Origin of the sequence: Bacillus sp. 166amftsu, from assembly GCF_900107445.1 — a bacterium.
Lineage (GTDB): Bacteria > Bacillota > Bacilli > Bacillales > Bacillaceae_G > Bacillus_A > Bacillus_A arachidis.
Genome location: NZ_FNQA01000003.1, coordinates 301,187 through 326,354 on the forward strand (window position 1 = coordinate 301,187; position 25,168 = coordinate 326,354).

Below are 25,168 nucleotides of genomic sequence, written 5' to 3' on the forward strand. Positions count from 1 at the left end.
ATTTCTGGTTTCTTTTTTAGTTTTACTCTAGATGTGCAGAAAGTCATGATTTTATAGGCACGCAGATTTCGCAATAATGATCGCGAACCATCTCTCCAATGTATCTTTCGAAAATTGGCCGAGCGTCAATCTGATAACCATAGTTTGACAACGCAGAAAAAATTTCGCTCCACGCTTTTTGAATATCTTCAGCTGTGTGTTTGACTTTGAAAATCGCATATTTCCCACCAAAAAGTTTGCTTTCACCGACGAGATCATCAATTTGATAATCGTCTGAAATAACGATACCGGCATCGTATCGGCAGTTTTCAGGCAGTGTTGTTTCAGGGGTGTCATGTGAAATCCCAAGAATTATTGATGTGCTAGAGAAAAGATTTTTTTCTGCAGCCCATTGCTTTAATTTTTGCATCGCTTGAACATTAGCAGGACCATATGGACCAACTTGTCGTACATATGCGATGCGATATTGTGGAAGAGTTTCGACCTTAATATTCATATTTTTCATTTCCTTTCTGCATCAATATTTACTACATTTCAAATGCTATCACAATATAAAAATAGAATCATTTGATTTTTTAAAATTTTGAAACACCAAAATCACCAATGAAATTCTACTCCTAATCTAGTTAAATACGATACACCCCTCCCCCTCTATATTTCCCTTTATTTTACATCCAGTTTATAATATAGTGATTATAATAGTAGGGAGGAAGAATAATCATATGGTACTCAAAACACTACATATATATGAAAAAATGAATCAATATTCGGTATCCGGACTAAGCTTAGCTATTATTCGTAACGGAAAATTAGAACACACTGAAGGTTTTGGCTCACTTGAGTTGGGTACAGCTAGGAAGGTTAACGTAAATTCTATTTTTAGCGCTTGTTCTATAAGTAAATTCCTCACAGCGATGCTCGTATTGAAATTAGCAAATCAAGGGATACTGAACTTAGATGAAGATGTGAATAATAAACTTGTATCTTGGAAAGTTCCTGAGAATAAGTTTACTAGTAGCAAAAAAGTTACCTTACGAAATCTATTAAGTCATCAATCAGGAATCATTGATCCACCTGAAAGCTTTGATATATATCATTCTACAAAAGGAAAACCTACCATTCTTCAAATTCTTCAAGGTCAAACATTTTATTGCCCAGTCCCAATTGAAGTGCAATATGAACCGGACAGTACCTTTCACTATTCAGATGCAGGATTTTGTATAATAGAACAACTCATAGAAGACGTTACTGGGGAACCTTTTAATCTTTTATTACAAAAATTCATATTTGATCCTTTACATATGAATAACAGTACACTCCTGCACCCAATGCAAGATACGACAAATAATCCTTTCGCTTGTGGTCACGATAAAAACGGACATGTGGTAGATGGAAAATATCCATCCTATCCATATTCAGCTGCTGCAGGAGTTTGGTCAACTCCGACAGATTTATCCACTTTAGTAATAGAAGTCATCCAGTCTTTACAAAGCAAAAGCAAACTCGGTCTTTCCTCCAAAATCGTCAAAGATATGATTTCTCCACAAGGTTGTTCAAAGTGGACTGGATTGGGTATATTTCTTGACACTCCAAACCAAGAAATAGAAATTTCTTCACTTGGTTGGGGTGTTGGGTTTCAATGTTTAATGCTTGCATATCCTTATAGAGGTACTGGCGCTGTCATTATGACAAACTCGGATTTAGGTGTTCATCAAAACGAGGGGATTATTGGAGAGATTGTTAACTTATTAAAACTATAAGAAGCTTTAGTAACAGGCCTATAATAAAAAAGCTAGCAAAAAGCTAGCTTTTTTCGTTCTGACAAGCATAGAAAGATCCAATACTACACAGAATGTAGAGCACTTAAAGCCGATTCTTCATCTGCTAAAAAGAATACTGCCTTCCCTTTATTACATTCATATATAAAATCCGCAAGACTTTTACTATTATATACACTGAAATCCCCGACAATAGCTAATTTTACGCCGTAGTTCATATACTTTTGTAAAATTTCACCCGCTAGACGAGTTCTTAAGTTGAAAAATTCCTCTGTAATATTCATTTTTTTCATCAATATTTTTTGGCAATCATGCTCATAATTGATGGATGCCATTAAGTCTAATGCTCCTTGTACATCACCTATTACGATATCAGTACTTTCTATAATGGCAACTTTAGAATTATCTTTTTCATGAATACTTATTTTCATCTGTATCCCTACCTAACAATAGATTTTTCATTACATTATGATTCCTCTTTTTTCTTTATATAATATTTTTAGCTACAATCTTGAGATGCTCAGGGGCGATGATTTCCTTTATATTTTCTTGAAGATCCTCGTGTAGCATGTCTTCAAGATACTCCAATGATACTTCAAGAGGTGTACACTCTAGTGTTTCAATGTTTAATAGGGAATAATGTTCTTTTTTCTTTATTACCATGTACTGATTCGCTTCCGTTACAAGTAAAGAACCTAATCGAATTCCGAGTAAACGTTGATCATCAAATTTCATACTATATACCTCTCTCCATTGATAAACATACTTTAATATTATTTATACACAAATCAATATCCATATTATAACTTTAACAGAATATATATCTAAATAACACAAAAATTGGTATTATTGTCTTTATACATGCAACCGACACTACACTTTTTATATGCAAGATTCTTAATACTCCATATATTACGGTGTAAAAAAACTTTCTCAACATATAAAAATCATTTTTTAGTTTTCTAAATTATCAGAATATATTATAATGAATTTAATAAAAGTTTGACCTCTCCTAATTATGTACATATTGCTGATCGGTAGGAATTGCTACCGATCTATTTTTTTATTAACATTAAATCTTCTTTTCGAATAATTGAAAATAAAAACTCTGCATCTCGGCCCACACCACAAAGAAGCGCGGACCCTCTTTGATGTTGCCAAGGCAATCCAATATAGTATAACCCTTGCATCCCGCTAACGCCTCTTGTATGAACGGGTAATCCTGCTTGATTCACTGCACCTTCTACGTCAATCCAATGATAATTTGGTATAAATCCTGTAGACCATACTACATTCTGAATCTGGCATGTGTTATCATCTGAAAACACTACTTTGTTCCGCAATGCATTTACGACCTTAGACTTCACTGTTATTGTTCCATTACGAATAAGCTCTCTACATTCATAACCAAATATAGGATCTTTCTGCTTCTGAAACCACCTTCCCCGCCTTGTATGGGTTCCTGCATATAATAATCCTATTTTCTCAAGCCAGGAAAAAATACTCCTTCCCATTATTTTTAGTGGTAAAAAAGAAAGCGGATGACTTACCGCAATCGTAACATCACGAGATTTCGCAAGTTCTACTGCAATTTGTGCACCTGAGTTTCCTCCCCCAACTACAAGAACTGCTCCTTCTGGAATTTGCTTTGGTGATTGATATTGTGAAGAATGAATTTGAAAGATATCATTTGAAAGATTTTGAGAAATGGAAGGAATGAAAGGTTGATCAAAAGCGCCTGATGCGATAATAACACGTTTGGATCGTAGTACTTCTTTAGGCGTATAAACCTCAAATTCATCCTCTCTCTTTCTTACTTTAAAAACATTTGTTTGTAGCCTCACTGGTAAAGAAAAACGCTGTGCATACGCTTCTAAATAATTGGAGATTTCATCTTTAGTAGGAAATTCATTTTGATTTCCCTCTAGCTTCATACCCGGCAGTGTACAATAAGCTCTTGGTGTAAACAATTGTAAAGAATCATATCGCTTTCTCCATGAATCACCAATTCTTTTTTCTCCATCTAATAATACAAAATTATAGTTTCCTTGCCGCAAGTAATACCCCATAACCAAACCTGCTTGACCAGCTCCTACTATAATTACATCTAACACTTTTTATCCCCTCGTTTCATGTCACAAAACATATGAATATTTGTTCATATGTTCATATGTTTGATTTCATCATATACATTTTCTTTTTACTAATCAAGGAAAATGATTCTTTTTCTGCTCAACCTGTAAATCTAAAAAAACACAATATTGGTGATAAGAAACTTTTCACCACCAATATTGTGCTTTAAAATTTGATAAAAGTAACACTTTAAGTAACTCATTTTTTACTCTCTTTTTGAAATACCACTAGACATATGTTTTTACATTCTCTTTATTTATAAACATCTGCCGCAAGCTCTTGTAATCATTTGAAAAATTAAATTGGAAACCGTGTCTGAAAGGACATAGCTGAACCGTTCTCCCCAGCCTACTTGTTTCTTCATCCTGACAATCCGCTTTTTCGATAAAGTAAAAATTCCATCAGTGAGGAATTTTCTTCATCCCTCACTGATGGAAAGCTCTCACCACTCGAGCACATGCCCGTGAATCGCAGAATAATATTAAGCAAACACTCGCTTGATCTCTTTTGCAATTTCATTCATTAAATCTTCTGCTTGCGGATATAAACCACTTTTATCCATAAAAGCATGATCTGTACCATTGTACTGAATCAGCTTCGTAGGAACCCCGCTACGTACTAGTTTTGCCGCGTAAGCTTCACACTCTACTTTTAAATAATCAAATTCGGCAGTTACAATTAGCGTCTCCGGCATTCCGCTTAATTGATCCGACAACAGTGGAGAAACATGGGGATCTGTGATTTCCGCATTATTTTGCAAATAGATTTGGAAAATCCCCCTACTACTTTCACCCAATGCTGTAACCAGTGGCGTGATTATCTCTGCATGGTTACGAATATCATACTGATCAATGCTCCAGTTGAAATCCTCGGTTTGGACGCCGGCCATATTTACTGACGGATAAATAAGCGCCTGAAATTTAATCATTTCCGTCCCATTCTCACGATCCATTAACGCACAGACTGTAGACAAATTCCCCCCCGCACTGTCTCCAGATATGGCAATTTGCTGTGGATTCACACGAATTTCTTCAGCGTGCTCATACACCCATGTTACGGATTCGAAACAATCTGTTAGACCTGCTGGATATGGATGCTCAGGGGCTAAGCGATAATCAACGGAAATAACAACGGCACCTGCCTTTTCTGCCAATGCTTTACACGGATTTTCCACGACGTCAACACTTCCGGCTATGAATCCTCCGCCGTGAATGAAGACAACAGCAGGCAGAATCCCTTCATTAGAAGGTGTATAGATCCGCAGAGGAATCGGCCCATTTGTGCCATCAATTGTTTTATAAGTGGTTTCGACTTTACTTTTCGTAACATCGTCATTGTTCCAACCAAACATAGCTCGCATTCCTTTAACAAAGCCCATAGTATCTGAAGGGTCAAATGGCTGGTTTTCCATCGCAGCCATTTTTTCTGCCGTTTGTAAAGTCACACCGAGGACTCGAGGGTCTAATTCACCAATCGCATCAGAATCAGGAATCGGTTTAGCAATAAAATCGAATCCTCTTTTTTTGACAACTAGTATCTCCTCGCTCAGTTTAGAAACTAGATTAACGTAAGAAGTTGTATTACTCATCATTACCGTCTCCTTTTTTGATAATTTTAATTTCGGAAAACTTTATTACCGAGTTCTTCAGTATGTTGCTGTACGAGAATCCTCATTCTCACCGCTTAACGATTCACTTTCTCATTGTTTAATAGCTCAATCATTTCACTCAACATTTCCTCTGTAAAAGCACCTGCGCTAAAGTTCACGAGTGCCCTTAATGGCATATAGCCCAGCATAGCATCCATTAATTCGGAAGTATCGCTATCTCCTTCAGACATGCTAGCAAGCGGACTACCTTCTAGCGCCTTTGCCATAAGCTCTTTTGCAATTGGTGCTAAACTTTGGTCTGTAAACAAGTCCCCAAGTAACGTATTACGATGTACTGATTTTCGAATGAAAGTTGTTGATTGAACATAAATGCTTTCATGCAAGACGATCTCTTTTGAAGACTTTCCTATCAAAATTTCAAACTCACCTGTTTCAACATACCAGTCCTTCAATTCAACGTTATAATAAGCAAATGCTCTTTTAGCTAACGTAAAGGTAATCGTTTTTTCTTCGCCTGGCTGTAATTCCACTTTTTCAAATCCTTTTAGCTCTTTCTCAGGACGGATCACACTGCTTTCCACATCTTTTATATAAAGCTGAACAATTTCTTTACCTGCTGCATTGCCAGTATTTTTCACATTTACACTGACAGAAACAGTCTCCGTATCTTTTATTTCTTTCTTATTAATTGAAAGATTACTATACTCAAATTTTGTATAGCTTAACCCAAAACCAAATGGGAACAATGGCTCAATATTTTTCGTATCGTAATAACGGTATCCGACGAACACACCTTCTTTATATTCCACTATGTCACCTTCACCAGGGAAGTTTAAGTAAGAAGGATTATCGCTTAAAACTTTCGGGAATGTTTCCGCTAATTTCCCGCTTGGATTCGCATCACCAAATAATAAATCAGCAATCGCTCCTCCTAATGCCTGTCCACCCAAATAGCCTTCAAGTATTCCTTTCACTTTACCTATCCATGGCATTTCAATTGGAGCACCGTTACTTAAAACTACAACGATATTACTTTGAACTTCTGCAACGGCTTCAATTAATTGCACGTGATTTTCTGGCATATGTAAATGCTTTCGGTCATACCCTTCTGATTCATAGCGATCTGGAAGTCCAACGAAAAGAACCACTGTATCTGCTCCAGCTGCTACTTCTTTTGCTTCATTAATCATGTTTTCATCCAAAGCATCATCGGCAAGATCATAGCCCTCGGCAAATAATACGTTCGTATTTTTACCAGATACAGTTTCAATTTCTTCGAGAATGCTTTCCAGTTTTGTTGGATTAATATGAGAGCTTCCGCCGCCTTGATAGCGAGGTGCCTTTGCAAATCCTCCAATTACAGCTACCGTTCCTGCCTTTTTCAATGGAAGAATGTCATCTTCATTTTTTAACAAAACCATACTTTCGCGTGCAACTTCTCTTGCAAGCTGATGGTGCGCATCCTTACTATACACAGCGTGTTCCCGCTTGTTATCCGCTGCTTTAAAAATAATGTTAAGAAGACGTTCTACTGCTTGATCAAGCTTTTCTACAGATAGCTGACCACCATTAACTGCATCAATAATCTTCTTCTCACCAATTCCAAAGCTTGCAGGCATTTCTAGTTCCAAACCGTTCGCTAAACCTGCAACACGCTCATTTACTGCACCCCAATCAGAAACGACAAAACCTTCAAATCCCCATTCATTCTTCAAAATATCATTTAACAAATAGTTATTTTCCGAAGCATATTCACCATTCACCTTGTTGTAAGCACTCATTACTGTCCATGGCTGTGCTTCCTTAACAGCACCTTCAAAACTAGCAAGATAAATTTCACGCAGTGTTCTCTCATCAACAATAGCATCCGTCGACATTCTACGATGTTCCTGATTATTAGCCGCGAAATGTTTTAATGATGTTCCAACCCCTTGACTTTGTACGCCGTTAATATGATTTGCAGCCATTTGAGATGATAAATAAGGGTCCTCTGAAAAATATTCAAAATTTCTTCCGCACAGCGGCGAACGCTTAATGTTTGCCCCAGGCCCAAGAAGAACACCGACATGTTCAGCCTGACATTCCTCTCCTAATGCAACTCCTACTTGTTTTATTAATTCTTTATTCCATGTACTCGCTAATCCTACTGCTGATGGGAAACAAGTAGCTGGGACACTATTATAAATCCCTAAGTGATCTGCTCCCTCTGCCTGTTTCCTAAGTCCATGCGGTCCATCAGTTACCATAATTGAAGGAATTCCCAATCGCTCAATCCCTTTTGTATTCCAAAAATCTAATCCAGAACATAGACTTGCCTTTTCTTCTAGTGTCATTTGTGAAATAATTTGCTTAATATCCCTTTTCATAATAGTCCTCCTAATCAAAAGATTATTGGGTAAGCGCTTTCTTAAACCTATTATAGTTTTTATTTTTCGGATATTATGGTATTGTTTTTAGAAAAATTGTAAAATTTTTAGCTGATGTTATACTGAGTTTTAATGAATGGAGGTTAAAATAATGAATTTCTCCAAACTAGAGGATTTATATTATATTTGTAAGCTGGTCTTTGACATGTATAAAATACCTATCTTTTTTCTTGATAAAAAGGGAGATGTAGCATTTGAACACTCTCGCAACTTTCAGCATAACCCATTGTATACTTCAAAAGAGGAGATATTTCGTCAACTATTTAAGGAGGAAAACTTCTATCGTTTTCCAGTACTAAGGGAGACCTCCTGCCTTGAAAACTATTTCTCAATTAACCTGCGTTCAAATGACCAACTTAGCGGGAACATCATTGTCGGTCCTGTCCTTTATTCGAGGCTATCAGAAGTATCAATTAAAGGAATCATTAATGACCTTCATCTAAAAATAAACAAAGATGAAATGGTTCGATATTATCATTCTCTCCCTGTTTTAAGCAATTTGAATTTTTTAAATTTGAGCATGGTCCTTTATTACATGCTGTATCAACAAAAATTAGATATGGTTGATATCCTGCAAAAAAATATGCTGTTAGAAAAGGAAAAATTTGAAGTGGAACAGCCCGATATATGTATATCGGAACACCGTCAAAATTTACTGACTCATGTCGATCCACTGGCTGAGAAGAAAATCTTTGCATGTATTAAGGAAGGGAAAAAGGAGGATTTAATTCAAAGCCTAAGGGGATTATCTGAAGAAGGGAATTTGGGGGTGTTATCGAAAACGAGTCACCTGCGTAGCCAAAAAAATTCCGCCATCGCAGCCATCACACTTGCGACTAGAGCTGCCGTAGATGGTGGACTATTCCCTGAAATCGCATACACCCTTAGTGACTTACTCATCCAAAACCTAGAAGAAATAAAAGAAAGTAAAGCTATTATTCCATTTTTGGAGAATGCTTTACTTGAGTTTTCGGAACGAGTAAAAAATGGGAAGTTGCAAAAGTATTCAAAACCCATCAACGCATGTCAAAATTATATATTCACTCATCTTTACGAAGATATTACACTTTCTCATTTAGCGAAAATAGCCGCACTAAATTCTAGTTATTTGTCTTTCCTTTTCAAAAAAGAAGTAGGAATTTCAGTAAGCGAATATATTCAGCGTGCTAAGATAGATGAGGCAAAAAGTTTAATGACCTATACGAGACATTCTTTATCCGAAATTTCCACACTATTAAACTTTCATGATCAAAGTCATTTTACGAAAGTATTTAAAAAACATACTGGTGTTTCACCTAAACAATTTAAAAATGGGTGTGTTGAATTCCCCCCACCTACCTCTACACGAGCTTGAGCTGGGGGATTCTTCTGTTTCTGCTAGGACAAAAATAGTTCCTCTCGTTCAACAAAAAGGATACAACGATATAGAAGCTCTGTAGTGTCCCCTTGTAAGACAGACCACCTATTCTATTTTCCAGGGAAAACAAGTAGAGCTAAAGGGATATAGCGGCACGACTTTATTCTAACTCCACAAAAGTAAATAGCAAAAAGAATAATCGTATATCAAACCCCGCTTGTCAACGCGACTGATTTGGGGATACAAGAAATAAACTGATTAATAAATTCATCGATTTCTGCCTTTGTAATAATATAAGGAGGGAGTAAACGAATCGTATTTCCATTTGTAACGTCCACAAGCATACCTTTATTCAATAATTCTAACTGTAGTTTTTTTACATTTTCATTCGTATCCTGAATACTAATTCCAAACATCATTCCAGAGTGACGCACTTCTTCAATAAAAGAAGAGTTTTCCTTCTGGATTTTTTGAAGTTTTTCATTTAAATATAAGGACGTTTCATAAGACTTTTGCATTAAACCATCATCAATTAATGTTTTTAATACAGCCAACCCTAAAGCCGTACCAATTGGTGAATGTGCAAATGTTGTTCCATGATCACCTGGTGAGAATATATCATAAAGTCGTGGACCTACTATTATCCCTCCTAATGGTGTGCCGCCTCCCGCTCCTTTACCAAATTGAATAATATCAGGTGTAATATCAAAATGTTGATAAGCAAACAATTTCCCAGTTCTCCCTATTCCACTTTGCACCTCGTCAACAATAAATAACATATTATATTGTCTACAAAGCTCTTCAACACCTTTTAAATATCCCCCCGACAAAGGGTATATCCCACCACTTCCTAATACTGGTTCTACCATAATAGCAATCGGATTTTCTTTGAGTATGGTTCTTTCAAGTTCCTCTAAATTCTCTCGTTCCACTTCATATATAGGAATAGACGTACGAGGAAAATTCTGATATATACTTTCTTGTCTTGTAAAGTGCAGAGCGCCTAATGTACGTCCATGAAAACTTTCTTTGAGTACAATCACTCCATCACGTTTTTGATTCGTTATATGTCTGTACTTGTGGATTAGTTTTAAGGTTGCCTCAGTAGCCTCTGAACCCGAGTTTGTATAAAAAACTTTCCCATCCTTTAAAGAATAATCGACTAATTTTTTTGCATATTCAATAGCCACTGGGTTTAAGAAATGAAAGGGAAGATGTAAGCATTTTGTAACTTGTTCAAAGGTGGCATTTATAATATTAGGATGATTGTAGCCTAATATATTCACTCCCACACCAGAAAATAAATCAAGGTATTCTTTACCATTCACATCATAAAGCTTACAACCTTCTCCCTTTTCTATAGCAACCGGCGTACGGGGATACGTAGACATTACATATTCTTTATCTAATTGAGACCAATTGGTCATGAATGATTCCTCCTAGGTGTAAACACATTAACTTTACATTATTTCACATGTTCTCACACGAATTTTTGGTACAACTTGTGAATTGACTGTACCATCATCCTATTTACAAAAAATACTATTAGAATCCTTCGCTCCTTCTAACCTGTAAGGAGGTTTCGATAATTATATCCAATAGCTTGTTATAGGATATTCCCGCCGCATGAGCGCTTTTAGGCAGTAAGCTATTTTTCGTCATCCCTGGCAATGTATTCACTTCCATAACGTACGGGATTCCATCTTTTATCATCATATCCACTCTAGCATAAACACTGCATTTTAATGCTCTATAGCAGGTCATTGCAGCTACAGCGACACGTTCATATGTTGCAAGTGGAAGCTCTACAACCTCTTCAATCGTAGCGATATCATCGTATTTCGCATGATAATCAAAAAATTCAGCCGTATGTTGAATCGAAATGATTGGTAAAAGCTTTCCGTCCAAAATAGAACATGTAATTTCTTCGCCCTTTATATATTTTTCAATCACTATTTCAGAATCCCATTTGAATACATCCTCAAGAGAGGAAAGTAAAGAATCCTTATCGTAGACAATCTTTACCCCTACACTGGAACCACCTGAGTTTGGTTTGACCACTAACGGATATCCCATTCTATCTATTTCATCAAGCTGCAGATCTTCCATATTTGAAAGATGAATCCAATCTGGTGTTTGAATGCCCTCATAACGAATCATTTTTTTTGATATATTTTTATCCATACAAATACTACTTGATAGCATGCCGCTTCCTGTATAGGGAACGCCAAGGGTTTCCAATGTACCTTGAATCGTACCGTCCTCCCCATATTCTCCATGAAGTGCTAACAATGCAATATCAAGATCTCTTCCCTTTTCAACAAGCTCTTTTTTATCATTTAGTTTAATAGGCACTATTTCATACTTACTCTTATCCAAATGTGCAATCATTTCTTCTCCTGTCATAAGGGACACTTGTTTTTCAGAGGACACTCCTCCCATAATAACGCCAACTCTCATTTTCCCAACTCCTAATTTTCATTTTTCAAGGTATCGCCAATTATCTTAATCCCATTGAAAATATCCTCTTCTTTTAAGCGAGAGAATCCTAATCGAAACGTATTACTTCCGCCTCCATCTGTATAAAAGACATCTCCAGGAGAAAAAACAACTCCCTTTTGATAGCACTTTTTCAAAAGTATACGAGCATTTATTTCTTTTTCTAACTCTATAAAAAGATGAAGTCCGCCATCTCCAGTCATTCTTTTAAATGGAATGTATTGATTACAAGAATCAAGGGCTAGTTCATATTTTTTCTTATAAATTGACTTGGCCTTTTTTAAATATTTTTCGAAATAACCATCATGTAAATATTGATAAAGCACTGCCTGATCCAATGTGGACGTGTGAATATTGCGTGCCCTTTTCATACTTTCTAAGTAGTGGATTAATTTCTTATCCGCTAATATCCATCCAACACGTAAGCCCGGAAAAAGAACTTTTGAAAAACTGCTAATATAGATAACATTGTTCCCGGGTCCAGAAAAGGTCAATAACGGCGCTAAATGTGAACCTGAATAACGTAACTCCTCATTAAATCCATCCTCTACAATTGGAATTTGATATTTTGAAAAAAGGTTCATGATTTTAGACCTTTTTTCAGAGGAGGTGACAATCCCAGTAGGGTTATGGTAGGACGGAATTAGATATGCAAAATCAAAATCTGTTTCGGACAAACTTTTCTCAACTTGACAAATATCGATACCATCATCCTGCATCTCCATCCCGTGGATTTCATATCCATGTAATCGAAAAAGCTTTAATGCAGTATGATGGGTAGGGTTTTCGCAAATAATACGCCCGGATTTTTTAGCTAAGGAAGACAATAAAATATCCAGACCCTCAGTGAAGCCATTCGTAATGAGGATATCTTTGTTGGAAATGTCTACCCCTTTCATTTCCATATAGTGAAGAAGGTAATGAATTAAGGGTCTATAACCTTTGGCATATCCGTAGTTCAAAATGATATCTCCTTCATCGGATAACCTGGTCAAAAAAGCCCTTTTAAAATTTTCGACATCAAAAAGCTTTTCATCCGGGGCAATACTATTGAATGAAATCATACCTTTTTCCCAGCGAACACCGTGCTTCATTAAATCTAATTCATCCGCTTGCAACGTAACTTCACTGAGCTTTTCTTTCCAGTTGATTTCGATAGATGGTGTTTGGGATGCATCGACTTTCCCTACAAAATTCCCTTTTCCCTTTATTGCATAGATTAGACCTTCTTGTTCTAAATCTGCATAAGTAGTGAGAACGGTCGTTCTGCTAACCGATAATAATTTACTGAGTTCTCGGGTAGATGGGAGTTTCTGATGCTCCAATAGCTGTCCTTTCATAATCATTTTTTTCAAATGATCCTTTAATTGAATATAAACCGGACGATTTTCTACAAACTTAAAATCATTAAACACTTTCTTGCCCTCCTTATTATCATTTTTACATAATTTTATCTATCTCAAAAGGTCCACCACATATGTATTTTCTTTAACTAGTGGTATGGTTTAAAACACCATTCATACATCTTTTTACAAATGTAGTGTAGTGCTTTCCTAAGTGGAAGTAAAAAATCCCTCTTGGTAAGAGTACTATTTTTATACCGTAACCAGTTGTTTTGTATCCTTTAAAAGACTTACATGAAATTAGTGTTTGATTAAAAAATGTTTTAGACTATAGAAAAAAGTATTAGACTGTCAAAATATAGTTGCAGACTGAAAAATTATTTTCTGTACATGAAAGCACCTTTTGTTAAGATAAAACCAACGTATCGCAAAAGATTTAAAAATCTCAAACAAGCATAACCCCGTTCTAAATTTAGGACGGGGTTAAAAATATAGTTGCTTTATTTTTGATGTAAGATACTTCACTACACTAAAAAACATAACAATAAAGTCATATATAAATTTAAGTTTTATTCAACAATAGCGCCCGATTGTTGAAGATTTTATTGAAGATAAGCATCCCTTTAGCTTAATAATGAAAAGACAATTTCTTACTATTAATTGATGCCTTCTCCTACAATTAAAAATCTATTATGTTTATTTTTTTGAAATTACAGTAAACATACCCGTCATGTTTGGTGAGTAATCTTTAAAATCATACTTTTCATAGAACGATTCTTTACCTTGTGATGCAAACAAACCGACAAACGCCTTATCAGGCGCATTTCGATTTAAGTACTCAACCAAAATATTCATTATTTCCTTCCCAATACCATTTTTCTGATAATCTGGATGAACCACTATATCTTGAATATAGAAATAGATAGCCCCATCACCAACAATTCTCCCCATTCCCACAATTTGTTCATTATCATTGACAGTGATGCAGTGAATCGAATTCTTCAGTGATATTTCCACCACTTCAAAATTCATATAATTAGTCCATCCCACAGACTCGCACAAATACTTGTATTCTTCCAATGTTGGGATGTTATTTTTAAACTCATATTTCTTCAAAATGTATCCTCCAAGTCCTTAATTTCAACAAGTATATAAATTCGACATCTCTTTATCTATTCCTTTTACTCAACTAAACTCCCTTTAGCTAAAGTACAAACCTTCACATTCTCTACGATGTTGTTCCACAATCTAGCCCGATTGCGAAACAAGAAAAAATTCTTCTCCAATTTCCACCCTAACTGTAGGGACATCTATATAACTACCATCTGCTAATTTCCGCAAAATTTTATTACTAACCGAAGTACTCATAATTTCTCTCCCCCCAAAAAAGATTTATAGTTATTATTATAAAGCAATTCCAGGAGGTGAAATATGGATAAATCAAAAAGAAAAACATTATAATTTTAATCATTTTAGCACTCATAGTTTTAATAACAGGTTATACTATATCAACTATCCAAGACAGAAATACAACGAAAGAAAAAGCTGCTGGAGTTGCGAAAGAGCACATAAAAAAAGAAGAGAATATAGATTTTGTGGTAACTGATATCAAAATTGAACATTTAGAACTCGCAGGATTTATTACAGTCTCAGGATATGATAAAAATAATAAACAACAAAGACATTATGTTGTAATAAATAAGACTCAAAATTATATCATCGATCATTGGGGAAAAGAATAAGATAATTATAATAAACTCCCAACAACTAAATACATAAAATAACATAATTATAGCAAGGGACTGCTTGTGTGCTGATTTGTAATGCATTCCCTTATTCTAGTAATTTAAAAAAGAACAAGCTGCTAAAGCTGCCATAGAACATATTAAGAAAAAAGAAAATATAGATTCTGTGGTAACTAATATCAAAATTCATCAGTTAGAACTCAGAGGTTTTATTACAGTTAGAGGATATGATAAAAATAATAAACAAAAAAGATTTTACGTTGAAATAAATAAAATTCAAAATTATACAGTCACTTCTTTGGGAGAGTAATAATCATTTTCCAACAGAAAACTCTCACCTTCAAATACTATGTTAATAGGGTACCTTAATGGTGTCTTTTCTTTATTTATTAAAGGACCTGCTCAATTAGTTCGTAACAGCATAAAATAAACCGAATCCGTTACATGTGAACTCCTATGTTTTTTCCCTCTTACTTAAAGGAGGAAGTATTATGGGCTTTGGTGGTAGTTGTGGAGGCTGTGGCTTTGCTGGAGGATTTGCTTTACTCGTTGTACTTTTCATATTATTAATCATCGTTGGAGCTGCTTGCTTCTGCTAAAAACAATTAGAAAAGGTGCTCATAAGAGTGCCTTTTCTTTATGGGGAACAGCCACATTGCCATCAACCTAAGAAAACAGGTTACCCCCAAAACGATAAATAAGCTCTTTTTCACAAGAAAGCCAAAAAATTTCGTTCTGGGGTGTAATAAAACTTTAGCTTGATGGGCATGGGGTAGCACCACACATCCATCAACTTAAGGATTTAGACTATTTTTGAAGTTAAAAGCACGTTACTATTCTCTTATGTTAATGAAAAAGGGTGACGTGCTTTTTATGAATATGCATCAAAAACAAGGAGTTACTATTTGTTTTTATGATATAATTTACATATATAGGAAAGGTGGGAGATTATGAAAAAACGTTCATTAACAGGAAAAATATTGGGTTTTTTTGGGGCTATTTTATTTGTTTGGGGACTAATTATGCTTAATGTGATTACAGATGTTATACGGTTTGAAAACATAAATAAAGTATTATCATTTAGTGTTCTTATTGCTGGAATAGTTTGTTGCATTGCATCTAACTTTTTCAAAGATTCTAAAGGATCTTCTAACAAAATATAAAACCTGTATAAAAGTGGTATAAGGGGTCTCGCGAGCATTTTGAAAAAAACCACGTTAAGCAAAAAATACAATAAGCTGCCCATATGGACAGCTCATTTACATAAAATTCGAAAGAGGAAGCAATTTTTTGTTATGTTATTTATCAATTTATCTCCTGAAATCGTATGTATCTTCGGGAACATTTAATATATGTCCGTTAATGATTACTGTATCATTGTCTTGCCAAACAATTTTTGCCGTATCCTCTCGGTAATTCCAATACACATTCTTTGTCTTAAAATATTTGCGGTGATTAAATACTAACTCTCCTCTAACAGCAAAACTCGTTGTTGCTCCACCGTCTGTTACATAAGCTTTAAATGTATATGTTCCGTCAGGAGATTGTTTTTCAGCAATCTTTTCACCTGTCGGTAGTCGATCCATACTGAAAAACGCCCAATACACTCCGTATACGAACAAACCAACTATACAAAATAATATAATTAATGATTTTCGTTTGGTTTTCTTAATTTCCTTCTTTGCAAAATTCATGTTTTAGCTCCTATTAATGACTTTTATGGCAAACTTCTCTCGTTCTCGGAAGTAGTTATTTGATTCGTTCAAAGATAATCTCAAAATAATTCGCATATCCTGCGATTGCTGGAGTAAAGATTTGAACAAGTTTCCAACCGTCTTCAGAATGTTCGGCAATAATACGTTTATAATCTTCTTTAGGCTGTCCTTTCCATTTATCTACTTCAATTTTCACGAATTTGTAATCGTACATATCCTTCCCTCCTTTTCCTAATTGTACCATTTTAGAGAATTGATTCGTTAAGATATTTGGATGTATATTTTATTCATAGAGGGATACCGCCACATCACTATCAAGCTAACAAAATAAAATACGCTTTCTTTCTGTAGATTTATAGGAAAGGATGGCCTTTTTTTACACTTGGGGGTAAAGCAAATTCTTAAGTTGATGGGCAGGGGGGGGGTGTAGCAATGGAACTTTTTTACACAACAAATACTTTATCAAGACCTAAATCGTAAAAAGTCATAAAAAATAAGGAGTGAAACATATTAGTCATGTATAATATGTTTCACTCCTTTTACTTTTTCTTCAACAATCGCGCCCGATTGTTGAAGATGCTTATTGAAGAAAAGCACTCCTTTACTTTAAGTACAGGACTTCACAACCTTTTTTTACAGCTCATTAAACTCAATTCCTATTGTGTTGTACATGCAAAAAGACGCTTCTTATTTAAGAAAAGCGCCCGACTGTTAAACCATGAAATATGCGAAAGATCTCTCTAATTTATTTGACTATCACATCCGTTTAGCCATCCATAAAGCAGGAAAATCACCCACTTCACCATATAGAGAATGTAAAGGGGTTTCACACCTTCAATACTGCTTCTACGGCTAGGCGAGGAAGGTCGCTGAATTATGGTGCTTTAGGACCAATCAACGCCATCCCAAGAGGATTGCAACTTTCGCAACAGAACAATTTGGCCGAGATGATATGTATCGTGCATCATGATATTGCTGAGTAAACACTCAATAGAGTACCTGTTAGCTGCATACGGAACTTTTAACTTTTCATCGTCAAGGTCCGCAATGACCGTTTTTAATTTATTCATGACTTCATTGAGGCGCTGCACTGTCTGGGCCCACCCAATTTCGTCTTCTGGATCCCCCGGATTTCCAAAGGTTTCTTCATTGTCTTCTGCCTTATGCGGATTCTCTGTGACCTTAATTCGATGGATTATGTCTTCATTCCAAAATATCAAGTGGTTGACAATCTGCCAAATCGAATTGCTGATTCCCGAACTTGTCCATGCTGCCTCAGCTGCGCTGACTCCATGAAGCGCCTGATCCATGGATGCAAACCAATCATTCTCATGACAATGCATGTCTAGTTGTTCTAAAAACATTTTGGTTACAACTTGCATACAACCAATCTCCTCACTGTTTAGTGTGATTTTTCAAAGTTAAAAGACAAGAAAAATATTCTCAATGAAATACTCCAATCATTTATATTGAGAATACAACAAAACCATGATCACTATGACTTATTCGGCTCATCCAGCTTTTATTCCTTCATCATGACAAGTAAAGTACTCTATATCACAAATTTCATATGAACATCGCAACTTTATTTAAAATGTTATGTCTTTTTTATAAATATTCCAACAGTATTTCAATTCTATAATGTGTGTGATAAGAAAGTTTTTTGTTAGATTCATTAATCCGTTATTGTTTTAATTAGATTCCTGTTTTAAAGTTCTAAATGCAAATGCACCTGAAATGATTTGTAAAACCACTGGAAGGAATAACATAAATAAACCTAAAAACAATGAAATTATACTTAATACAATCATGCAAATACCATAAGTTTTATTATTTATTTTATTAACACAACAAGCTAATACTAATAGGCCTATTTGAATAATTAAGGCGATGCTAGAAGTAATGATAATATATTCTTCAATACCTCCAGAACTAGTATTAGAACTTGTGTAGGAGATACAACCAATTACAATTAATAAAGAAAGTAGGAGTCCTAAGATTCCTCCGATTAAGCCGATTACAAATTCTATAGTACGCTTCAAATTACAATACCACCCTTCAAAATACTATTTAAATTGGCCCTTATAAATTTACCATGATTTTGGAGTAGCTAAATATTTTAATTAGATTTTTGTCTTAAAGTTCGAAACGCTAATCCACCAGAAATAATTTGAAGAATTACTGGAATAAAGAAAAGGAATAATGACATAACCCATGTTACTAATGGGAGTAATATCATACAAAGTCCGTAGGCTATATTGTTAACCTTATTTACTGAACATGCTAAAACTAACAGCCCTATTTGAATAATTAATAAAATAGAGTAATAAGTCAAAACTTTATAATCAATATCACCATCCATAGCAGTAATAGCTATCATCAATAGAATAAGAGAACCTATAACTCCCAAAATACCACCAATTAAACCCAGTATAAATTCAGGTGTTCTTTTCATTTCTAATACCTTCCTAACTATTAATATATTATGTATTTAATGTCCATTTATCTATATTACCAAATGTAATTTGGAAAAACTATGCATAAATGTATTGGGTTTAATATTAGATGTATCTGTTCTGGTTCTGTTGGGAGTAGAAGCCATGCATATGATAAAAAAAACAGATTGATTTACGGGATCAGTCTGTCCAAAACCAGAAAGAATTCATCCATCAATTGCGTGGGCTTACAGTATAAAATACAATTCCGCTAGAAATATTTGCGCTATATTCTCTTTTATTTTATCTTTGCACCAGAACCTTACAATTATGATAGTTGATTAACCACACTTTCTAAAAATCTGTCTACTTTTTCTTCTGATGTATCCGGCGTATGATAACCAATCGTAAATGTAAGTCTTCCATTATAAGAGCTTGCCCCCATTGAAAAGAATGGTGCATACATAATGGGTGATGTCATATACCCATCCTCAGCTTGAACTTCACCAAACCTAATAGGTTCATCTGCAATCATCCCAAAATTTGTAAGTAACGGCAACGCCATCCCCATCTGTAAAGCCTGTTCGTATTGCTGATTATACATTTCCTTCACCACAGATAGTTTCATACCTGCCAGTAGCTCCATTCCTGCTGCTGAAGAAAGACCCGGATTTTGAGACTTTATTTTATCCATTGATTGTTTGACTCGAACGAGAGTCTGATTAAATGATTCATCATCTTCCATTTTAATCACTGGCATTTCCATACCGGATAAGTTGCAAATAGCACCAGTTGTATAATTAGGCAGATATCGACGTAAATCAATTGTTAAACCGATCATTTTTTCTACGGTGCGTGGTTCTGCATACACAGTGAAACGTGATAAAGCTCGGAAGTATGCAGTCATGATTGCATCATTCAAGGTAACCTGTTGTGCTTTTGTCCATTGGATTAGACGTAGAGTTTGCTCATAGCTCAACCGCCGTACGGACATTTTTGGATATGTATTTTTGTTCGGTTGAGATGGAAAAGACCATAACGATGCCTGTTGTTCTTGGTTAGGACGATACGCACTTTTTACGTCTGATATTCCAGTATATTTGAATACAGGTGATTGATCACGAAAACCCTCATTCCCCTCACCAAATTCCTTTATAATTTGATCCTTAGATTGTCCTAAGGAAAGTTGAGTATAAATTGCTCCCAGCAAATTAATATATTCCTTGACTCCTGCACCATCTGAACATAGATGAGATAATTTCACAACCAACATATCTGTTGTAGTGCCTCGTAATAATTTTGTTTGAACCATAGGCCCCTGAATACGATCTCCAGATTCCTTAATAAAATCTATTGTCATCATTTCAAGTTCTTGATCATTTCCTTCTGCAAAAAGACAAATAGGTGAGTTAGTACCCGATGAATGTTCCTCCCAGTAAGGAATATCATTTTCTACAAAACGGCTGTTCAAAACCGGCTGCAATTGTAACGTTATCCTTACTGATTGTTCAAGTATTTTCTTTGATATACCTACAGGAAAATAAAGAACTGCATTAATTTGTTGATCTGCAGAATAAAGACCTAATAAATAATTCATTCGATCTTGAGGTGTTACTGAATACTTTCTTTGTTCCATAATTTTGTCCCCTCCTTAAGGATATTTTTGGTTATAACCTCGTTCTCCATATAGTTGTAACTTTTCTAGCCATTTTTCTTCAAGAGCTAATAATGCTTATTTTTCGATTTTTCTTATGAAGGCATCTTTTCCGTACTGGTTCCATTCCTTTTGCAACTCTTTGTTGGTGGTATACCCATTTTTTATTGTTATTAACACTTCCTATCCCTTTTAAATAAAAATAAACACAAATTTATTTTGTTTGTAAATACACAAACATTTTATAATAATGTTTGTGTATTTTCAATAAAAACCAAACGAATCATTTTTGTGTCTGTTAGGCATACACACAAAGATAAGAAATGGTGCCCATGGCACTTACGTTTTCGTTTCATCACACCAGCTTCTATAGCTAATTGATTAAATGTAGCTGGAGACATATATCGATACCATTCTTCGGCAAATAAAGATAATTCTTGTTTTGGATACGGATTCATAAAAAGAACGTCACTCCTTCTCATTCATATAAGAGAATAGTAACGTGCTTTTACCTTTAAAAAATAGAGCTAAATGCTTAAGTTGATAGACATTGGGTAGCACCACGTTACCGAGATATCTACAATACAGTTCGTACATCGTTGTATGGGTTTAAACATCCAAGCCAATATGAGGATGTATTGATCAAGCCCGTCCGGAAGATCAACATCAACCTGATTATGGAAGAGTGGGAAAATATTCAGCGGATCATATTGTCACTTGACCTGAAAACAACAACACAAAGCATCATAGTTGGAAAGCTTAGTGCTTATGCACGTAAAAATAAAACCAAACGTGCTTTGTGGGAGTACGACAATATCATCAAAAGTCTATATTTTCTTGAATATATCGATTCCGTATCAGTTCGTCGAAATGTACAACGCGCATTAAATCGAGGGGAAAGCTATCATAAATTGCGTAGAGCAGTATCCTATGCTAACTTTGATAAACCCCGTTTCAAAACTGAACAAGATCAACAGCTATGGGGAGAGTGCAGCCGACTGCTTACGAATTGTATTATTTACTACAATGCTAGCATTTTGTCTAAAATGCTGACTTATGGGGAAAGAATGGAACGAGATTCAGATATGTTGAAACGGATTTCCCCGATTGCATGGCAACATATCAATCTTTATGGTCGCTACGAGTTTAATAAAAAACAAGAATCGATTGACATGAGCGAAATTATACAGGAATTGATCCAATCAAAGGTTATACCAAGTGTGGATTTGAAATAAGGTTGCATTGTTTTGAAAAAGTGAAACTGTTTTTCATGAATTAGGAACTGTTGAGCGATAATAGAATGGTTCCGTTAAGAGCCATTTAGTTTAACGAGCCGTGTTCCAATTAATTACTTCAATTAAATGGAATTTAATGTTAATATGGTAAAAATACTGGGGATTATTTTTACTAAGTTTTCTTTTATTTTTAATTAGTGAGATTCATCTATGGTTTATGTTAAAAAGAAGGTTTTAATATCAAAATAAAAATTTTCTTTAATAACCCAACATTTTTTATCACGCAAAATAAGTATTAAAAAAAGTGCAAAATAATATGGGGTGAGGATTTTGGTAAAAAGCATGGATTTAGCCTCCTAAAATAACAGCAAATAATTTTAGGAGGCTAATATAATGAAATTTAATATAAAGTCTAAAGAATTTAGTCCATCAAAAAAGGAAGTATCTACAAGGATCTTAATGATGGTACTCGCTCTATCTGTACTTGTGGCTGCTATAACGGTTGATTTGGTCAATCCAGTTCTTCCACTTATAAGCGAAGATTTAAAAGCTTCGAAAGCTCAAGTCAGTTGGGTGGTAAGTGGTATAGCACTCGTACTTGCTATTGGCGTTCCCATTTATGGGCGTATGTCGGACTATTTTGAGTTGAGAAAGCTGTTCTCTTTTGCCATTTTGATATTGGCGATTGGAAGTCTTATCTGTGTACTTGCTCCTAACCTTCCCTTATTGGTTTTGGGACGAATGGTTCAAGGTGCTGGAATGTCAGCTATTCCGGTTCTTTCAGTCGTAGCCATTGCGAAGGTTTTTCCTGAAGGAAAACGAGGGGGTGCCCTAGGCCTCATAGCAGGATGTATCGGTGTCGGAACTGCTGCGGGTCCGATTTTTGGAGGATTAGTCGGTCAATTATTAGGTTGGCAATCTCTGTTCTGGTTCACGTTTTTGTTGTCCATCATTATCATTCTCGGTGCACTCTATGCACTCCCGACTATCACACCGACGTTAGAGGGCGGGAGCCATCGGAGCTTTGATCTTATCGGTGGGATTTTGCTCGGACTTACAGTAGGTTTACTTCTTTTTGGCATAACACAGGGGGAGACGTTTGGTTTTTCTTCGTTCTCTTCGTTTGGTAGTCTAATTGGCTCTCTATTGGCTTTGTTAGGGTTTATCTGGCGCATTGTCACCTCAGAGAATCCATTTGTACCTCCTGTCCTGTTCAAAAATAAGTATTATGTAAATTCGGTAATCGTAGCGTTCTTTTCGATGTTTGCCTATTTTGCAGTTCTTGTTTTCGTTCCATTGCTGGTCGTAGAAGTGAATGGACTCTCTCCTGGAGAGGCAGGAATGATACTATTGTCGGGAGGTGCGCCTGTGGCGATTTTTTCTCCTTTTGTTGGTCGTATTTCTGATCGTTTGGGGACTAAACGTTTGATTATCGTAGGGCTGACAATTATGGGGATTTCAACTTTATTCTTGTCAACATTTGCTTCTGGAGCTTCTTCTATTTTGGTGTCAGCAGGAGTCCTAGGCGCAGGTATTGCCTTTGCGTTTCTAAATTCCTCAGCCAATAATGCTGCGGTAAGTTCCCTAGTGAAAGAACAAGTCGGAGTGGGAATGGGAATTTTCCAGGGTGCTTTGTACCTTGGAGCAGGTACAGGGGCTGGAATTATTGGAGCAATATTATCAGCTCGACGAGAAGCTGATCATTCCATAAATCCTCTCTATGTACTGGACGCTGTATCGTACTCAGATGCATTCCTGGCAACGACAACCGCTGTGATCATCGCGCTAGTAGCCTCATTTGGATTGAGGGGCGACGGTCAGTAGCAGCATAGCCTTTTAGTTTCACGATTGTGGAAGAGAATCATAGGTAGATAATGATCAAACTTTTAAAGACGGTTGAGCTTACGAAATTCCTCCTGAATCTTTTACATTTCAGGAGGGATTTTCATAATAAACCTTTTCGGGGGGATATGCAAAAATACCCATTTTTTTGTTTAGAGTGTTATTAAATTCTTAAGTTGATGGATGTGTGGTGCTACCCCATCGCTATCAAGCTAACAAAACAAAATACCCCCTAAAATGAAAAAATACGCTATTCTTTCTATAGAATCATAGGAAAGGATGGAACTTTTGTATGTTTATTTCTATATCTAATAAATTACAACATGAATGAAAATAATGTAATTCCAGTATTTACAAATAAACTTCTCCTATTATAAAATTAGACTGAACAGTCGGTTTATAATTTGTTAGAGGAGTAGATAATATGAAAGATCACATCATAACTTTACAAGATGGGCGCAATTTAGCTTACATTGAATATGGTAAAACAAACGGATTACCAGTCATGTTATTCCACGGTACACCCGGTTCAAGAATTTGGTCATTAACAGATGATATGGTAGCAAAACGATTAGGGATACGACTTCTTTCAATAGATAGACCTGGCTACGGGCTCTCTGATTCAAAACGGAATCGAACAGTTCTGGATTGGGCAGAAGATGTAAATGAATTAGCAGATCAACTAAAGCTCCAAACTTTTTCTATTATAGGTGTTTCAGGAGGAGGCGCTTATGCAGCTGCTTGTGCTTACCAAATCCCTGAACGCTTACAATCCGTACAGATGGTTTCTAGTGCAACTCCGTTTGAAAATGAAAAGCCGCCAGCTAGTATGTGCCGTGAAAATCGGATTGCTTTCTTTATCTCCAAACGACTACCTTTGCTATTAAAATGGGCATATCGTACTCAAAAAAAGCAAATGGAAAAGAACCCTGAAAAATATATACAGGGGATGAAAAAGGGAAATGCACATTTATGCAAATGGGATCAACAATTTATTCAAACAGATGAAGATATTAAGTTATCTATGATCCATATGAAAGAAGCATTAAGAAATAGTGTAGATGAAGCAGTAGCAGAACCTGCTCTCTTAGCAAAATATTGGGGATTCAATTTTCAAGATATTTCCATTCCTATCCATATTTGGCACGGTACAGCCGACACTTTATCTTCAATAAAAGAAATAAAAAAAGTAGCCTCAGCTACCCCTCATGTAACAACCCATTATATGAAAGATGCAGGACATTTCTTACCCGACGATCCTAACATATGGGAATCTATTTTACAAACAATTATCCAAGATACAAATTAAACAGAAAATAACTTCAAAATCAACTTTTATTGTATATTTTGGAGTTACTTTACGTTTGCTTCTGTAGAATCATAGGAAAGGATGGCGT

Annotated in this window: 23 protein-coding genes and 4 pseudogenes; 9 read left to right on the forward strand and 18 right to left on the reverse strand. The window is 35.5% G+C overall.

The genetic code is table 11. The features are described from left to right. Window positions 1-43 precede the first annotated feature (43 nt). Entirely contained in the window at window positions 44-496 is a 453-nt protein-coding gene (locus BLV40_RS12990) for an AraC family transcriptional regulator (RefSeq protein WP_026593238.1), read from the reverse strand. Between the two features lie 226 nt (window positions 497-722). On the opposite strand from BLV40_RS12990, the gene BLV40_RS12995 reads away from it, so the two are divergent. Continuing rightward, the gene (locus BLV40_RS12995) at window positions 723-1,760 is read left to right on the forward strand and encodes a serine hydrolase domain-containing protein (RefSeq protein ID WP_026593239.1); all 1,038 of its coding nucleotides are present in this window, start codon (window positions 723-725) and stop codon (window positions 1,758-1,760) included. Between the two features lie 83 nt (window positions 1,761-1,843). On the opposite strand, the gene BLV40_RS13000 is transcribed toward BLV40_RS12995, so the two are convergent. The 5 genes from BLV40_RS13000 to BLV40_RS13020 form a co-directional block, all read right to left on the reverse strand. Then, the gene (locus tag BLV40_RS13000) at window positions 1,844-2,209 is read right to left on the reverse strand and encodes a DUF4180 domain-containing protein (RefSeq protein ID WP_026593240.1); all 366 of its coding nucleotides are present in this window, start codon (window positions 2,207-2,209) and stop codon (window positions 1,844-1,846) included. A gap of 55 nt (window positions 2,210-2,264) precedes the next feature. After that, the gene (locus BLV40_RS13005; protein WP_090690675.1) at window positions 2,265-2,513 is read right to left on the reverse strand and encodes a hypothetical protein; all 249 of its coding nucleotides are present in this window, start codon (window positions 2,511-2,513) and stop codon (window positions 2,265-2,267) included. A gap of 320 nt (window positions 2,514-2,833) precedes the next feature. Further along, window positions 2,834-3,892 carry a flavin-containing monooxygenase gene (locus BLV40_RS13010; protein ID WP_090690677.1) on the reverse strand — a complete coding sequence of 353 codons (1,059 nt, stop codon included), beginning with the start codon at window positions 3,890-3,892 and terminating at the stop codon, window positions 2,834-2,836. A gap of 500 nt (window positions 3,893-4,392) precedes the next feature. Beyond that, window positions 4,393-5,499 carry an alpha/beta hydrolase gene (locus tag BLV40_RS13015; RefSeq protein ID WP_090690679.1) on the reverse strand — a complete coding sequence of 369 codons (1,107 nt, stop codon included), beginning with the start codon at window positions 5,497-5,499 and terminating at the stop codon, window positions 4,393-4,395. A gap of 95 nt (window positions 5,500-5,594) precedes the next feature. Then, on the reverse strand, window positions 5,595-7,886 hold the full coding sequence (locus BLV40_RS13020) for a glycoside hydrolase family 3 C-terminal domain-containing protein (RefSeq protein WP_090690683.1): 2,292 nt from the start codon (window positions 7,884-7,886) through the stop codon (window positions 5,595-5,597). A 151-nt stretch (window positions 7,887-8,037) separates the two neighbouring features. Between BLV40_RS13020 and BLV40_RS13025 the strand changes: the two genes are divergently transcribed. Beyond that, window positions 8,038-9,300 (forward strand): helix-turn-helix domain-containing protein, encoded by a 1,263-nt coding sequence (locus BLV40_RS13025; protein ID WP_090690684.1) that lies wholly within the window; start codon window positions 8,038-8,040, stop codon window positions 9,298-9,300. A gap of 209 nt (window positions 9,301-9,509) precedes the next feature. On the opposite strand, the gene BLV40_RS13030 is transcribed toward BLV40_RS13025, so the two are convergent. The 4 genes from BLV40_RS13030 to BLV40_RS13045 all read right to left on the reverse strand — a co-directional run bounded on the left by BLV40_RS13030 (window position 9,510) and on the right by BLV40_RS13045 (window position 14,261). Next, entirely contained in the window at window positions 9,510-10,730 is a 1,221-nt protein-coding gene (locus BLV40_RS13030) for an aspartate aminotransferase family protein (protein WP_026593245.1), read from the reverse strand. Window positions 10,731-10,848: 118 nt separating this feature from the next. Beyond that, a complete protein-coding gene (locus BLV40_RS13035; protein WP_026593246.1) occupies window positions 10,849-11,763 on the reverse strand; it encodes a D-alanine--D-alanine ligase in 915 nt (304 codons plus the stop codon). Between the two features lie 11 nt (window positions 11,764-11,774). After that, window positions 11,775-13,217 (reverse strand): MocR-like pyridoxine biosynthesis transcription factor PdxR, encoded by a 1,443-nt coding sequence (locus BLV40_RS13040; RefSeq protein WP_090690687.1) that lies wholly within the window; start codon window positions 13,215-13,217, stop codon window positions 11,775-11,777. 624 nt (window positions 13,218-13,841) lie between these two features. After that, on the reverse strand, window positions 13,842-14,261 hold the full coding sequence (locus tag BLV40_RS13045; protein WP_090690689.1) for a GNAT family N-acetyltransferase: 420 nt from the start codon (window positions 14,259-14,261) through the stop codon (window positions 13,842-13,844). A 479-nt stretch (window positions 14,262-14,740) separates the two neighbouring features. On the opposite strand from BLV40_RS13045, the gene BLV40_RS29790 reads away from it, so the two are divergent. From BLV40_RS29790 to BLV40_RS13060, 3 genes are all read left to right on the forward strand, one after another. Then, entirely contained in the window at window positions 14,741-14,887 is a 147-nt protein-coding gene (locus BLV40_RS29790) for a hypothetical protein (protein ID WP_348519729.1), read from the forward strand. A 494-nt stretch (window positions 14,888-15,381) separates the two neighbouring features. Then, window positions 15,382-15,489 carry a YjcZ family sporulation protein gene (locus BLV40_RS13055; protein WP_000505670.1) on the forward strand — a complete coding sequence of 36 codons (108 nt, stop codon included), beginning with the start codon at window positions 15,382-15,384 and terminating at the stop codon, window positions 15,487-15,489. A 351-nt stretch (window positions 15,490-15,840) separates the two neighbouring features. Beyond that, window positions 15,841-16,053 (forward strand): hypothetical protein, encoded by a 213-nt coding sequence (locus tag BLV40_RS13060; RefSeq protein WP_090690695.1) that lies wholly within the window; start codon window positions 15,841-15,843, stop codon window positions 16,051-16,053. A 147-nt stretch (window positions 16,054-16,200) separates the two neighbouring features. On the opposite strand, the gene BLV40_RS13065 is transcribed toward BLV40_RS13060, so the two are convergent. From BLV40_RS13065 to BLV40_RS13085, 5 genes are all read right to left on the reverse strand, one after another. Next, window positions 16,201-16,584 (reverse strand): DUF5412 domain-containing protein, encoded by a 384-nt coding sequence (locus BLV40_RS13065; RefSeq protein ID WP_090690698.1) that lies wholly within the window; start codon window positions 16,582-16,584, stop codon window positions 16,201-16,203. A gap of 55 nt (window positions 16,585-16,639) precedes the next feature. After that, complete coding sequence (locus BLV40_RS13070; RefSeq protein WP_090690701.1) at window positions 16,640-16,819, reverse strand: DUF4177 domain-containing protein; 180 nt, start codon at window positions 16,817-16,819, stop codon at window positions 16,640-16,642. A gap of 670 nt (window positions 16,820-17,489) precedes the next feature. Then, on the reverse strand, window positions 17,490-17,987 hold the full coding sequence (locus BLV40_RS13075) for a DinB family protein (RefSeq protein ID WP_090690704.1): 498 nt from the start codon (window positions 17,985-17,987) through the stop codon (window positions 17,490-17,492). Between the two features lie 309 nt (window positions 17,988-18,296). Continuing rightward, window positions 18,297-18,647, reverse strand: coding sequence for a DUF4064 domain-containing protein (locus BLV40_RS13080; protein ID WP_090690707.1), 351 nt, complete (start codon window positions 18,645-18,647; stop codon window positions 18,297-18,299). A 77-nt stretch (window positions 18,648-18,724) separates the two neighbouring features. Next, window positions 18,725-19,060: a DUF4064 domain-containing protein gene (locus BLV40_RS13085; RefSeq protein WP_090690710.1), complete on the reverse strand. Its 336-nt coding sequence runs from the start codon at window positions 19,058-19,060 to the stop codon at window positions 18,725-18,727. Window positions 19,061-19,184: 124 nt separating this feature from the next. On the opposite strand from BLV40_RS13085, the pseudogene BLV40_RS28020 reads away from it, so the two are divergent. Further along, window positions 19,185-19,299, forward strand: a pseudogene (locus BLV40_RS28020) (IS6 family transposase); the annotation flags it as partial. A 69-nt stretch (window positions 19,300-19,368) separates the two neighbouring features. Here BLV40_RS28020 and BLV40_RS13090 read toward each other — a convergent pair. The 3 genes and pseudogenes from BLV40_RS13090 to BLV40_RS28025 all read right to left on the reverse strand — a co-directional run. Then, window positions 19,369-20,676, reverse strand: coding sequence for a condensation domain-containing protein (locus BLV40_RS13090; protein WP_090690713.1), 1,308 nt, complete (start codon window positions 20,674-20,676; stop codon window positions 19,369-19,371). A gap of 15 nt (window positions 20,677-20,691) precedes the next feature. After that, window positions 20,692-20,862 (reverse strand): annotated as a pseudogene (locus tag BLV40_RS29340) (GIY-YIG nuclease family protein); the annotation flags it as partial. Window positions 20,863-20,993: 131 nt separating this feature from the next. Then, window positions 20,994-21,152: pseudogene (locus BLV40_RS28025) on the reverse strand (IS4 family transposase); the annotation flags it as partial. A gap of 99 nt (window positions 21,153-21,251) precedes the next feature. Here BLV40_RS28025 and BLV40_RS13105 point away from each other — a divergent pair. From BLV40_RS13105 to BLV40_RS13115, 3 genes and pseudogenes are all read left to right on the forward strand, one after another. After that, window positions 21,252-21,929 (forward strand): annotated as a pseudogene (locus BLV40_RS13105) (Tn3 family transposase); the annotation flags it as partial. A gap of 393 nt (window positions 21,930-22,322) precedes the next feature. Beyond that, on the forward strand, window positions 22,323-23,753 hold the full coding sequence (locus BLV40_RS13110) for an MFS transporter (RefSeq protein ID WP_090690719.1): 1,431 nt from the start codon (window positions 22,323-22,325) through the stop codon (window positions 23,751-23,753). Between the two features lie 442 nt (window positions 23,754-24,195). After that, a complete protein-coding gene (locus BLV40_RS13115; protein WP_090690721.1) occupies window positions 24,196-25,080 on the forward strand; it encodes an alpha/beta fold hydrolase in 885 nt (294 codons plus the stop codon). Window positions 25,081-25,168 lie beyond the last annotated feature (88 nt).

Bases quoted from the DNA above. Each gene is read 5' to 3' on its own strand.
- BLV40_RS12995 (WP_026593239.1), top strand. From the start codon at position 723: ATGGTACTCAAAACACTACATATATATGAAAAAATGAATCAATATTCG.
- BLV40_RS13005 (WP_090690675.1), bottom strand. From the start codon at position 2,513: ATGAAATTTGATGATCAACGTTTACTCGGAATTCGATTAGGTTCTTTA.
- BLV40_RS12990 (WP_026593238.1), bottom strand. From the start codon at position 496: ATGAATATTAAGGTCGAAACTCTTCCACAATATCGCATCGCATATGTA.
- BLV40_RS13110 (WP_090690719.1), top strand. From the start codon at position 22,323: ATGAAATTTAATATAAAGTCTAAAGAATTTAGTCCATCAAAAAAGGAA.
- BLV40_RS13085 (WP_090690710.1), bottom strand. From the start codon at position 19,060: ATGAAAAGAACACCTGAATTTATACTGGGTTTAATTGGTGGTATTTTG.
- BLV40_RS13075 (WP_090690704.1), bottom strand. From the start codon at position 17,987: ATGCAAGTTGTAACCAAAATGTTTTTAGAACAACTAGACATGCATTGT.
- BLV40_RS13015 (WP_090690679.1), bottom strand. From the start codon at position 5,499: ATGAGTAATACAACTTCTTACGTTAATCTAGTTTCTAAACTGAGCGAG.
- BLV40_RS13030 (WP_026593245.1), bottom strand. From the start codon at position 10,730: ATGACCAATTGGTCTCAATTAGATAAAGAATATGTAATGTCTACGTAT.
- BLV40_RS13115 (WP_090690721.1), top strand. From the start codon at position 24,196: ATGAAAGATCACATCATAACTTTACAAGATGGGCGCAATTTAGCTTAC.
- BLV40_RS13090 (WP_090690713.1), bottom strand. From the start codon at position 20,676: ATGGAACAAAGAAAGTATTCAGTAACACCTCAAGATCGAATGAATTAT.
- BLV40_RS13055 (WP_000505670.1), top strand. From the start codon at position 15,382: ATGGGCTTTGGTGGTAGTTGTGGAGGCTGTGGCTTTGCTGGAGGATTT.
- BLV40_RS13035 (WP_026593246.1), bottom strand. From the start codon at position 11,763: ATGAGAGTTGGCGTTATTATGGGAGGAGTGTCCTCTGAAAAACAAGTG.
- BLV40_RS13070 (WP_090690701.1), bottom strand. From the start codon at position 16,819: ATGTACGATTACAAATTCGTGAAAATTGAAGTAGATAAATGGAAAGGA.
- BLV40_RS13000 (WP_026593240.1), bottom strand. From the start codon at position 2,209: ATGAAAATAAGTATTCATGAAAAAGATAATTCTAAAGTTGCCATTATA.
- BLV40_RS13020 (WP_090690683.1), bottom strand. From the start codon at position 7,886: ATGAAAAGGGATATTAAGCAAATTATTTCACAAATGACACTAGAAGAA.
- BLV40_RS13065 (WP_090690698.1), bottom strand. From the start codon at position 16,584: ATGAATTTTGCAAAGAAGGAAATTAAGAAAACCAAACGAAAATCATTA.
- BLV40_RS13025 (WP_090690684.1), top strand. From the start codon at position 8,038: ATGAATTTCTCCAAACTAGAGGATTTATATTATATTTGTAAGCTGGTC.
- BLV40_RS13060 (WP_090690695.1), top strand. From the start codon at position 15,841: ATGAAAAAACGTTCATTAACAGGAAAAATATTGGGTTTTTTTGGGGCT.